We start from the raw sequence: 12305 nt of genomic DNA, 5'->3' as shown, positions 1-12305 counted from the left end.
GGCTGGAAGAGTATCGAGAGCGGTTTTGCAGTTTGTCGGCCTACGTCAAGGACATCAAGCAGCGGTTCTCTTGTTTCTACAACAAGCGCAAAAAGCGTAAAGGGACCCTGTGGGGTGAACGCTTCAAGAGCGTCATCGTGGAGCAGGGAAACACGTTGGTCCATTGCCTCGCTTATATAGATTTGAATGCCGTGCGAGCCGGTATCGTGAAGCGCCCGGAGGATTATCGGTGGTGCTCCATCGGGTACCATATCCAGACGGGAAACAAGGACGGGTTTCTCTCATCGGATTTGGGGACGCCGGATTTCGGCGTGGATGATGCCGCCACGCAGCTTAAGACATACCGTGAGTATCTGTATCATATAGGTGCCATCGACAAGGGGGGCAAAGCGAAGATATCCAGAAAGGTACTGGAGGAGGAGACGACCGAGGGGTTTGAGATGAACCGGCTGCGTCGATTTCAATACAGGAGCCGCTATTTTACGGATTCAGGGATCATTGGTTCTCGGGCCTTTGTTGAGACGCAGTATGAAATCTTCAAGGATCATTTTAGGTCCACACGGGAAAAAATCCCAAAGCGCGTCAAAGGGATTGAGGGGATGTACTCCCTGAAACGACTGGCCGAGGACTGAGTGTGTTGTTCTTGGTCGTTTTTATACCCAAGCAAAACCCTTGCCTCGTTTTTTTGTGGGCCGATTCCATGATTTCCGGATGAGACATGCCGTCTTTTCTCCTTTGATTTCAATTTGATGATCAAAGAAGAATTTATTTCTCCCTTGCTTGAATATTTCATCCCTTGAAAAGGTTTTTTGATGTATCGCGCAGGTTTACGCCGGGGTCGTTACCTGGCATGTTTGACGAATCGGTTGCTTGAGTAGATAAAGAGCCTGTCCCCAATTTCTCCAATTTCTCCAATTTCTGTCCCCAATTTCTTTCCATTGGGAGAGATAGCGAAGATAAGAATGTGGGTATGGTATAGGCTCTTACTGCTGGACACCCCATACCCGCCTGTGAGATAATTTTTCGTATTGATATCATCTCTGAATAATACCGAAAATCATTTCCACGCCAACTCCACATCAAATATTGCAAGACCGGGAAGGAGGGTGTTATGCCGCGAGTCCCCTGTATGGTCGTGACTGTTTCATGCCAAAAGGCCACCTACCATGTGATTAGCCTGACCGCATTTGACGGTTTTCCATTTTGGAATATCAGTAAAGACGAATTGGTACGGATCATTCAAGAGTAAGTAGGTAGATAGCCGGCAGGCTTTTTATGCTGCATCTCGGTAACATTATAAGCTGCGTTCTCATTTTTTCAGTGAGCAAAGCTATAATCATTCATATCGGAGGAAAGAATGATAATCCAAACTATTGCACTATTTTGCTGTGGTACGTTTTTTGGGGCGGCGTTCTATATCTCGATAGCACAACATCCAGCGACTTTAGAAGCCGGAGTGACCGTTGGCGGTCGCTTTTTTCCTCCCATGTATAAACGTGCAGCGCCACTGCAAATTACACTTGCAGTGGCTGGGTTCATTTCAGGCGTAGTCGTTTGGTTTAATGGGATGAGTCTACTCTGGCTTATTGGTGCATTCTTTCTTATTTCTGTTGTACCTATAACCCTCATTGTCATCAAGCCAATCAACGACGTGCTGCTAAATTCCGATAACGATCCCGATTCTGAAAACACTCAAGACTTGCTATCATCTTGGGGACCTAAACATTGGCTGCGCACCATAGCAAGCGGAGTGGCATTCTTGCTTTATTTATTTGCGGTTGTTGGGAACAATATCTAACGAATGAGGAAAGATCGTGTGGAGAACGAAGCACAGTGTTTATCTGTTTGTTGAACCATCCCAGTTTTTTACAGCGCTGTCTGTGATAGTGGTACATCGGACAGGCTTTTCAGAAACAGGGGACAGATTCCATCTGCTCGACACCCTATGCTCGCCTGTGAGATAGGTCGTTGCGTTGGTATCATACATTTATAATTCAAAAAGCATTTCCAATCCAAATTCACATCAAAGTCTTCAAGACCTGGAAAAGCGTGTTATGCCGTGAGTTCCCAGTATGGCCTGACAGATTCAGGGCAAAAAGGCGCGTACCATGTGATTAGCCGGATACCTGTCCCTATTTGGTCCATGCTGCCAGGTTGGACGGTCTTTTTTTTGTGGCTGGTGTGATCTCTTTTATGGTACAAACCCCTAAAATTAGAAATTGTTCGTAAAAATTTTCAGGATTTGGGTTGTCAAAAGCTGCGCGTTTTGTTCTGCAATGTTTGGCAACCGGTTGGCTCACTCATTGTGAGTCTTCTTTTTTTATCGCCTCATGGTTTTGGTGATGTCTCTTTTTCTTTCTGTATGGTGAGGTCATGGCTCAATCAATGATTTATGAAGAACAGCAGATAATGATTGGTCAAGAAACTGTTGTTGAGTGCCGTTCACCCGAGAATGGCTTTATGGTTGTTTTTGAAGATGATGGCAAAACAGGTTATTTTTATGGGTTGGATACGGCTCTTCATGGCAATCCAATTCTTGATGCGTTGCATATTTACGATGCCGAGAATGTTTCAGATGCGCATTTGCCTTCGACCGTTCAGGTCGTATGGTCGGGTGATGGACTGAAATCGCTTCTGCTGATTAATAACTACCCACATGCTGTCTTTAACTTTGAAGATAAAAGAGGCTACTGCAAGTCCAATTTTCCGCCTGCGGATCTACGATGGTCTAAGTTTTCGCACGAATGGAGTGATTCGGCTCTTGAGCTTTTTGATTAGCTTTATAACAAACCGCTCATATCCGATGGCCAAAACCATGCTTCGGTTGCCATGCGTTGACAGGCGGAATCGTTTTATCGATACATTTAATGAACGAACCAGAATACAGACAGAATATGCTCTGGATAACATGGTTCATAACATACTGAGAGTTGAAAATGGGTAGATGGCGTCCTCCAAAAGAACAAGGGTCAAAGTATATCACGCGGGAAGGTGCACAAAAGTTAACGGATGAAGTTCATTACCTATGGACCGTTGAACGACCAGATGTGACCGATAGAATCGCGAAAGCTGCCGCACAAGGGGATCGCAGTGAAAATGCCGAATACATTTATGGCAAGAAACGCTTGCGTGAAATTGATGGTAGGCTTCGATTTCTAACGAAACGTCTCGACGGGATGACTGTGGTCAGTCATATCCCTGAGGACCAGGATAAAGTCTATTTCGGTGCCTTTGTTACCCTTGAAGATGAAGAGGGGGAAGAGGTCGAATATCGTATCGTCGGACCTGATGAATTTGATATTGCCGATGGAAAAGTGAGCATGGATTCGCCTTTAGGTAAGGCAATATTAGGAAAACGGGTGGATGACGAAATCAAGTTTTCATCACCAAAGGGTGTGAAGGTTTTTTGTATATCCAAAATCCGTTATGCTGAAAAATAATCACTCTAACTCACTCACTTCTCATCTCTTTTGGGGACAGGCTCTTTGTTCTGGATATCCCATACCCGCCTGTGAAATAGTTTTGTTTTAGTTGGTATCATTCCTTAATAATACAAAAAACATTTCAACGCCAGATCCACATCAGATTCTGCAAGACCGGCAGAGAAAGAGCCTGTCCCCAACTTGTCCCTTCTCTAACGTGGCCCTTGGGAAGGTCTCCTTTTCTCATCGTCAATTTGTCGAAACCGAGATGAGTGTCATTGACTTCGGGGCAACCAACGTGAGTTGTTGCACCTTCGACAAATGCTGGATTTCCTACTCTGGGATGGAGTCGGTTAGCGCGCTTGCCCAAAAACAGCTTGAGACTTATTTCGGTGACGATTCGACACGGCTCCCTCGCACTAAGAACGCCCATTTTTTTGGCCCCGAAAAGGGGATATGACGACCTGGAGAAAGTGGGTTGAGTTGGGAGATGTACGTGAATCCACCGCAAGCCTTTCATATGAATAGTGGCTCAAATAGAGGGCAGGCTCTTTTTCTTATATGTATGCTCGAAGCTGTTTCGTGACGCAACCGGGTGAAGAATAAAGAGCCTATCCCTTTTTTGCTCTTTTTTGCTCTCTTAAAGGACAGCATCTCTATAATGCGATGATCCCGAGGAAGGAGAGGGGTAGTTTTTGATTTTTGTCAAGCCGTATGTAGTCCAAGAATTCATTATTACTATTTCTATTGAGGATGAGAAAATTTTGCCGTATGTATAACGCAATATTGTGATTTGGACCTTACATTTTAATCAAGGATTGGCAATGAAAAAGATAGCAATTTTGATGGCCGTTTTTCTGGTCGTGGCGACGCAAGGGGTTGCTCAGGAAGCTTCCTATTCACAGCAAGAAGAAACATTGATGGTAAATATTGCACGGAACTCTCAAGATCTTGAGCTTTTGACGCCTTCTGCGACCTCTCGGGAAGTTGAGCATTACAAAACTGTGAAAAGCTGGATTGACAGAGACTACTCTTCGCTTCTCACCACCCAACCCGATATAGATCATTCACATTTCATGATTTGGGGTAAACCGTTTTCTGAACAACTTTCGAATGCCAAATCCATTATGCAACAAAATGATGCGGTCATTGCGCGTCAATTCTGCTATTCACAGCGTGAAGAAACTCTGATGGAAAATATTGCGAGGAGTTCTCAGGAACTTGAGATTTTGCCTAATTCTGCGACCCCTCGGCAAGTGGAACATTACAAAACTGTGAAAAGCTGGATTGATAGAGATTATACTTCGCTTCTCACCACCCAACCAGATATTGATCATTCACAATCTATGATGTGGGGCAAACCGTTTTCTGAGCACTTAGCGAATGCAAAATCTATTATGCAACAAAACGATGCTGCCATTGCACAAAATGTTTTTTATTCCGAACAGGAAACAACATTGATGGCTAATGTTGTGCGAAATGCAAAGGATCTTAAACTTTTAGAAATACCTGCATCAAGTAGGGAGTTAGATGTGTATTTTGATGCTAAAAGTTGGATAGAAAGAGATTACTCTGCACTTCAGGCTACACGGCCTGATATCGATAAGGCGAATTTTACGGTTTGGGGTAAATCATTTTCTGAGGAACTTGCGAAAGCCAAATCAATTATCCAGCAAAACGATGAGGCCATTCGGAAATATGAAGAATCCAAGCCGGTTGGGGAGTCCCTTGAATTGATTTGTAAGGCTGTCTCATTTGGCGAAACAGGGGCCAAGTGGGTTGCCGACCCGGAAAAGTACAATGCGACGTACAGCGCCATGCTGGAATATTATGAGTACTATACAAATGATAAAGAGAAAGCCATCGCAATTGATGAAAAAGCATATACATTTATGCAAGATGAAATCGAATATTGCGATAAGCACTTTGTAGAGCCTTTCCTTGTTATGAAAGAGCAGTATGACGCTGAAGTTGAGGCAGAAAACGAGCGCTTGGCAGCCCTGGCGGACGATTTAGGTTTTTCCAAAGGCCCCTTCATCGGCATTGTCGATTTTGTTCGGGCTATCCAAGACAAAGAGATAAAAAAACGACATGCAAAACGATACATGGTCTTGCAGAGCAGCGATGACTGGTTCGAAGTTCAAAACCTCGACAGGAAATATGTCTACTATACAAATGATGACGACCAGATAGCCCTGCTTCGGGAACATGACGGTGTATACAGCGAGGGATCCGAATTGCCCAATGTTATCTTCAAATTTGTTCGTTTTGAGGATTTTGTCACAATCCTTGGTGTGGAAAAGGAACTGGCTGTTTTCAAGGCTATCGATGAGGAATGATAGAGCAAATAGGGACTGGTTCCTTATGCCGAATACCTGATGTTTCTTTTTGGTGAATAAAGAACCTATTTCCATCCGGTCTACCACCTGGACCTTAGTTGTTTATTCCGGGGGGGGCTAATGTGGTTCAGGCATTTCGAACAGCATGATTCAATAAGCGCAGGGGGTAGGGGCGGCTTTGGAGTCTTCTGGATCTTAGAAGGGCAGGAGATGCACTTTTTCCTATAGACGCGGAGCTGTTTCGTGTCGTAGTCGGGCGAAGGTGACAGGCCCTGTCATGCCCCCGGACCCCTTGGAATCGTTTTTAAATTATGCTGGTGGGAGGGCCTATACCTCGTAGGGTTTGTCGCGTGTGCTGCAAATTAGGCAAAAAATACGGTGCGTTAAGAAACTTTGGTGTGGCACGGAAGCTGTCGAAAGCGGGTGTCCACATGTTACGTTTGTCGGTGCGGGGGCCGCACCCTACGTGCTGTCGGTGAAATCCAGAATGCGGAATTCATGATGAGGTTCCACAGGCAAAGCCCGTAAGTAGGGGAATGCTCCAAACCAGTGGAGTGAGGGGCTGGGAGCATTCCCGAACCTTATGCCCCGTAACTGTGCAGCCCAGGAAGCAGGTTCACGCCGAAGTAGGTGAACATGACGGCGGCAAAGCCGATGATGGAGAGGATGGCTGTTTTTTTGCCGCTCCAGCCGCGGACGAGTCGCACGTGGATAAGGGAGGCGTAGATGAACCAGGTGATGAGGGACCAGGTCTCCTTGGGGTCCCAGCCCCAGTAGCGGCCCCAGGCGGAGTTGGCCCATACCGCGCCGGTGATGATGCCGATGGAGAGAAAGAGAAAACCCAAAAGGATCATCTGGTGGGAGGCCTCGTCGATGTCGAAGGTGGAGTCCTCGGTCTCCTGCGCGCCTGGGCGGAAAAGGTAGAGAAGGCTCAAGGCAAAGGAGAGGGCAAAGGCGGCATAGCCCACAAAACAGGTCATGACGTGGGCGCTGAGCCAGTTGCTCTTCAGGGCGGGCATCAGGGGGCGGATCTGGGAGCCCACATTGGGGGAGAGAGAGGCGTAGGCCAGGGCCAGAAACGAGAAGGTCAGGGCAAAGCCCCCTGCGATGCGGATGTTCATGAGCCGTTCCAGCACCAGGTAAAGGGCGGCGATGGCCAGGCCGTAGAAGACAAGGGATTCATAGAGATTGGACAATGGGATACGCCCGATGCCCAGGGTGTAGGATTCGGACCACCGCAGCAGGAATCCCGCCGTATTGATCCCCAAGCCTACGGCCGCCGTGGCCGTGGCCGGCAGGTTCAGTTTGTTTGCCTTGAAAATCCACGCACAGAAGTAGAGAAGGGCGGACAATCCGTAGACAAAGGTTGAAATGGATATAAGCAGGGAGCTGGTCATCTGTTTTCTCCGGGGTGCAAGGGGTAAAAATGGTTAAAGCATGCCTCCGGCGGCAAGGTGGGGGCACCTTGAAACCCTCTGGCGAATGCATGGAGGCAGTCGATATACAAGTGCTTTCGGGGCATTCGCGTGACGTGTGACATTCGGTAACCGTCTTCGCAGGAGATGCCCCTTTCATTCTTCAAAAAAACACGATGCGGGGCTCTTTGCATTCAATTGGCTTTCACCGGAATAATTCCGGGGTGTCGTTTCTTGAAAAAAGTTCCAGCCTTAGTCTTCGGCGGCCCTGCTGCGGGCTAAACTTTTAAAAAGTTTAACAAACAGGTTTTAAAAAGCAATTTCAGGCCAACCTGGGTCAAAAGCGCATTCGCAACCAGCTTTCAAGGAGGCACACCTTGTGCCGCCGGAGGCCTTCCTTTTTGTCTGTTTTACCTAACCCAGTCCGCTCAGCAACTGCCGGGCGTAGCGTGTGACCCACACCTTGTTTTTCGGTGCTGCACCTGAGACGGTGACGGTGCTGCCCTGGGCTGCCGGTGCGATGGTCACGCGGATTTTTTTGTGCCCCGTGAAGAAGGCGACGAAGCAGCCTGCGATCATGAGGAGAAAACCGGTGTAAACCAGGCCCACTCCGGGATCGTATGTGACCTGAAGCCCTGTGTAGTAGGCGTGTTCATGGCCTGCAATGGAGAGGATCCAGTCGCCTTTGCGCATCTTGTCGAAGTTGGAGAAACGTGAAAGGAGCACCACCTCTTTTGAGGACCCGCCTTCGGTGAGGGTGCCGATGGCGGCCTCGCCCACGGATCTGCCGCTGAAAGCGTGGTTGGATGCGTAGCGGTCAAAGGTAAAGGTCTTACCCGGGGCAAAGGAGACGGTCTCGCCGATGTCCACCGACTGGGTCACGGTTTTGCCGGTGGCTTTTTCCGTGAAGGCAAAGGAGAAGTCTTTGGCGCCCATGGAGCCGTAGCTGGACTGGTAGAAGGTGACCCCGTTGTAGGTCAGGGGCTTGTTGACGATGATATCCCGTGTGAGCACCTCCTGGTCGCCTTCCAGCACGGTGAGGCTGGATCGGTACTCCTTGACGCTGCCGGTGTCGTAGTGGCTGATGCTGAAATCGTTGCATCGCACGGTAAATCCCAGGGGCATTTTTTCGTTGGTGTTCCGAAGCATGATGGTGTCCACGGACTCCCCTTCGGGCACGTTTACCGATCCGTCGTATCCGAAAAGGGAGCCCACAAGGGCCCCTGCCAGGAGGATGAGAATGCCGGCATGGACCACGTCTGCTCCCATGCGGGACCAGCGGCCCTTTTCTGCGTCAAAGGCGATACCGTCGGTGGACTCGACCCTTCGCGTGCTTGAAAAACGGGAGGAGAGGGCAGTTTGAACGGATGCTTCCAGGTCTTGCGGGGCGCGCTCAAAGGCGGCCTCGGCCTGGAACGGAAGGGAGGAAAATCCCTTGAACCCTTTGCCGAAGGAGAGCTTCAGGGTGGTTCGGAACCGGGTGACCGTGCAGACCGTGATGTTTAAGGTCAGCAGGATGATGAGCAGGATAAACCACCAGGATCCGTACATGTCCGTTAGGTCCAGGATGTGGAAGATCCGGTAGAGGGGGTCGCCAAAGGCCTGGATGTAATCGGAGGCGTGTTTGTTCTGGGGGATCACGGTGCCCAGGATCGAGGTGGCTGCAAGCATGAGCAGCAGGGCCACGGTCAGGCGAACGGATTTGAACAGGTCCGTAACGGGGGACAGGATGCTCTGGGCTGCGGGCATTATTTTTTCCCCTCTTTGTCGTGGCCTTCTTTAAAATGGGCGATGAGTTCGTCAATGGACTGGTTGCCGGCCATGGCCAGGGGGTTGATCTCCCGGAGTGCCTCCCAGGTTGCAATGGCCTCTTCGCGTTTGCCGAGGTCGTAGACCAGGACGATGCCTTTGTTCAGATAAGCGTTTTCTTTGGTTTTATCGATGGCAATGGCGGCATCAAAGGCTTCCACGGCTTTTTCGGGCTTTTTGGCTCGTCGGTACATGATCCCCAGGTCGGTGAGGACGTTTGTATTATCCGGCGTGAGGGCAAGGGCGCGGTTGTATGCGTCAATGGCCTTTGTGTACTGGTCGGTATCGAAGTAGGTGTTGCCGAGCCGGATGAGCAGGTCCGCATTGTCCGGGTTTTCGGCAAGCTGCTGCTCCAGGGCCTGGGCCATCTGCGCAAGCTTGGCGTTTCCTTCCGGGGCGCTGGTCGCATAGCCCGGGGCTTTCATTTTCCAGGCCGATAAGGCCACCCCTGCGAAAAATCCTATGGCAAGGGCCAGAATAAGAAGGAGAGGCGAGGTGCGGGTGATAACCTTGCCTTCTGGTCTGTCATGTCTATCCGTCATGGAATGGGTTCCTGCGTGTTGGTGGTCTGGTTGTGGGTGTGAGGGTGCGGTCGAGGCGGAACGGTATTTGTGCTGATGCGTCACCTGATTGTGATGTTCTTGAGTGTACCAATTCCATCGCGTTTGTCGTGTTCCGTCTCGACCGCGTTCGTACCATAGCGAAGTCGTGTTGCCGAAACCTTTCCGGGGGATTACAATTATGAAAGGAACCTCGGCTCCGTTGACAGGGGCAGGGTGCTTTTTTAGGGTACGGGGGAGATGGCGGGTTCGGATTTTTTTCATAGATTTTCCGAAACCCGTAATATTAAGGTGAACATCTTGCCGCCAGAGGCTATGCTTTTTCCGGATCTCATAAAGATGGGTTTAATAAGTAGATCATGACGGTTTATCTTGTGTGAAGTCAGTGTCTTGTCTATTGTTTGGGTCGTGACCTTCAAATAAAACGAGAAAGATTGATCGAAACGGAGCGCCGTACTCCGGTACGGCTTTTTAGTCCGTCGTTACCCGTGCCGCACAGGAGTGCGGCGCTCCAGGAGCAAGGGTGTTCGGGGGGTGATGTAAATACGCCGATGGCCCAAACGATGATCAAGGCCGAAGTTTGTTTGAAAGGCGGATGTGATTTGACCCGAGGAACGAGGGGCAAAATGCATCCGCAACCTGCTTTCAAGGTGGCACACCTTGCCGCCGGAGGCTCTTTTTTTTAGATACACTCACGTCGAGGATGGTTCATGCGGATATTGATCGTTGAAGATGATAAAGAGATCGCAGGCTTTATCGCCAAGGGCCTCAGGCAGGAAGGGTTTGCCGTGGACACGGCCCTTCGGGGGGACGACGGCCTGGTCCTTGCCCTGGAGGAGCAGTACGATGCGGCTGTCATCGATATCATGCTGCCCGGGTGCACCGGCCTTGAAATCATCGAAGCCATGCGTGAAAAACGGGTGAACACCCCGGTGCTTATCTTAAGCGCCAGGCGCTCTGTGGACGATCGGGTGCGGGGGATCCAGCGCGGCGGGGACGACTACATGGTCAAACCCTTTGCCTTTTCCGAGCTTTTGGTGCGGATCCAGGCACTGATCCGGCGCTCCGGCGGGGTGGCGGAAGCCTCCACCCTCACCGTGGGGGACCTGTTCATGGATTTGTTGAAGCGGGGGGTGACGCGGGGAGACACGGTGCTGGACCTTCAGCCCCGGGAGTTTACCCTTCTGGAGTACCTCATGCGCAACGCGGAGCGGCCGGTGTCCAAGACCATGATTTTAGAGCATGTGTGGGACCTTCACTTCGACCCCCAGACCAACGTGGTGGACGTGCTGGTCTGTCGCCTGAGAAACAAGGTGGACAAAGCCTTCGACGCCAAGATGATCCACACCATCCGAGGGGTGGGCTATGTCCTTAAAGCGCCTGCGTAACATCACGAGAACCCTGGGGTTCCGGGTGGGGGCCTGGTATTCGGCGATTTTTATCGGAAGCTCGGCCCTTCTTTTTATCCTTGCCTACCTTTTTCTCGGGGCCACTCTCAGAGCCCAGGACTACGAGGAGATCCAGCTGGAGCTCCGCGAGGTGCAGACCCTCTACGACATTGGCGGCGTCACCGCCCTGAACCGGTATGTGGATCAGCTCGGAGGCGAGCGGCGCTCGCGCCCCCTGTTCATTCGGGTGGCGGACCGGGCCAACCGCACCCGGCATATCTTCTCCCGGGAGAGCTGGGAGGATTTCAACCTGGACCTTCTCTCCGGAGGGTGCGGGGACTGCCAGGGCTGGCAGACCCTCTCCTGCCGGAAAGGGACCTATGTGCTGGATGTGCTTTCGGGCCCCTTGACCCCGCGCGGCAACCGGGTGCAGGTGGGCATGAGCAGCCAGCGGCGCCAGGAGATCCTCAGCCAGTTTCGCAGGATTTTTCTCGTGGTGATGGTTCCCCTGTTTGCTTTGGGGCTTGGGGGCGGGCTCTTTCTTTCGAGGCGGACCCTCCGGCCCATCCGAGGCATCATCAAGACGGTTCGATCCATTGATGCTGGGACCATGGAAGCACGGGTCAAACGCACCCACACCGGGGACGAACTCGACGAACTGGCAGGCCTGTTTAACACTATGCTGGACAGCATCCACGGGCTGATCATCCGCATGGAGAATTCCCTGGACGACGTGGCCCATGACTTGAGGACCCCCATGACCCGCCTGCGCAATGTCTCGGAGATGGCCTTAAGGGAAGGGGATGATCCTGACCTGCTCCGGCAGGCCCTTGAAAAAGGGATTGAAGAGTCTGATCGTATCCTGAGCCTTCTTACCACCCTCATGGATGTCTCCGAAGCCGAGACCGGCATGCTTCGCATCACCCCGTATGAAACCGACCTCACCGAGCTCATCGAGACCATCGTGGAGATGTACCGGTTCGTGGCCGAAGAAAAAGAGGTGCGGATTGACGCCACCATCGAACAGGGGCTCGTGGCCTCGGTGGATCCCCACCGCTTGAGCCAGGCCCTGGCCAATATCCTCGACAACGCCGTCAAGTTCACCCCCGAGGGCAAGACCGTTCATATTACCGCCAGCCGGGAACATACCTCCGTGTGCATCGGCATCCGGGACGCCGGGCCCGGCATTCCCCCCGAGGACATCCCGAGGATCTGGGACCGCCTTTTCCGGGGCGACAGGAGCCGTTCGGAAAAAGGCCTGGGCCTTGGGCTCAGCCTGGTCAGGGGCATTGTCGCCGCCCATCACGGGGAGATCCATGTGGAGAGCAGGGAGGGCGAAGGGGCGCTGTTTACGGTGGTGCTGCCGGGATAG

Annotated in this window: 10 protein-coding genes; 7 read left to right on the top strand and 3 right to left on the bottom strand. The window is 51.2% G+C overall.

Translation table 11 applies throughout. From position 1 onward, the window contains the following. From BLQ12_RS27575 to BLQ12_RS23545, 5 genes are all read left to right on the top strand, one after another. On the top strand, positions 1 to 632 hold a 632-nt coding region (locus tag BLQ12_RS27575; RefSeq protein WP_175470031.1), incomplete at its 5' end, for a hypothetical protein. A gap of 725 nt (positions 633 to 1357) precedes the next feature. Further along, positions 1358 to 1798, top strand: a complete 441-nt coding sequence (locus BLQ12_RS23565) for an anthrone oxygenase family protein (RefSeq protein WP_092214810.1) — start codon at positions 1358 to 1360, stop codon at positions 1796 to 1798. 575 nt (positions 1799 to 2373) lie between these two features. Then, positions 2374 to 2778, top strand: coding sequence for a DUF2251 domain-containing protein (locus BLQ12_RS23560; RefSeq protein ID WP_254782103.1), 405 nt, complete (start codon positions 2374 to 2376; stop codon positions 2776 to 2778). 158 nt (positions 2779 to 2936) lie between these two features. Continuing rightward, positions 2937 to 3440: a transcription elongation factor GreB gene (gene greB, locus BLQ12_RS23555; protein WP_092214807.1), complete on the top strand. Its 504-nt coding sequence runs from the start codon at positions 2937 to 2939 to the stop codon at positions 3438 to 3440. Positions 3441 to 4246: 806 nt separating this feature from the next. Next, positions 4247 to 5761: a hypothetical protein gene (locus BLQ12_RS23545; RefSeq protein WP_092214803.1), complete on the top strand. Its 1515-nt coding sequence runs from the start codon at positions 4247 to 4249 to the stop codon at positions 5759 to 5761. 581 nt (positions 5762 to 6342) lie between these two features. Here BLQ12_RS23545 and ccsB read toward each other — a convergent pair. The 3 genes from ccsB to BLQ12_RS23530 all read right to left on the bottom strand — a co-directional run bounded on the left by ccsB (position 6343) and on the right by BLQ12_RS23530 (position 9527). After that, on the bottom strand, positions 6343 to 7158 hold the full coding sequence (gene ccsB, locus BLQ12_RS23540; protein WP_092214800.1) for a c-type cytochrome biogenesis protein CcsB: 816 nt from the start codon (positions 7156 to 7158) through the stop codon (positions 6343 to 6345). A gap of 432 nt (positions 7159 to 7590) precedes the next feature. Beyond that, positions 7591 to 8925, bottom strand: coding sequence for a cytochrome c biogenesis protein ResB (locus BLQ12_RS23535; RefSeq protein ID WP_092214797.1), 1335 nt, complete (start codon positions 8923 to 8925; stop codon positions 7591 to 7593). Beyond that, on the bottom strand, positions 8925 to 9527 hold the full coding sequence (locus BLQ12_RS23530; protein ID WP_152006098.1) for a tetratricopeptide repeat protein: 603 nt from the start codon (positions 9525 to 9527) through the stop codon (positions 8925 to 8927). Before BLQ12_RS23530 ends, BLQ12_RS23535 begins: the two co-directional genes overlap by 1 nt. A gap of 728 nt (positions 9528 to 10255) precedes the next feature. Here BLQ12_RS23530 and BLQ12_RS23525 point away from each other — a divergent pair. Next, the gene (locus tag BLQ12_RS23525; protein ID WP_092214792.1) at positions 10256 to 10933 is read left to right on the top strand and encodes a winged helix-turn-helix domain-containing protein; all 678 of its coding nucleotides are present in this window, start codon (positions 10256 to 10258) and stop codon (positions 10931 to 10933) included. Beyond that, a complete protein-coding gene (locus BLQ12_RS23520) occupies positions 10911 to 12305 on the top strand; it encodes a sensor histidine kinase (RefSeq protein WP_092214789.1) in 1395 nt (464 codons plus the stop codon). Before BLQ12_RS23525 ends, BLQ12_RS23520 begins: the two co-directional genes overlap by 23 nt.

The sequence above is a fragment of the Desulfoluna spongiiphila genome, from assembly GCF_900101345.1.
GTDB classification, from domain to species: domain Bacteria; phylum Desulfobacterota; class Desulfobacteria; order Desulfobacterales; family Desulfolunaceae; genus Desulfoluna; species Desulfoluna spongiiphila.
The sequence above is the reverse complement of the archived record's forward strand: the minus strand, read 5'-3'. Positions and strand labels throughout refer to the sequence as shown.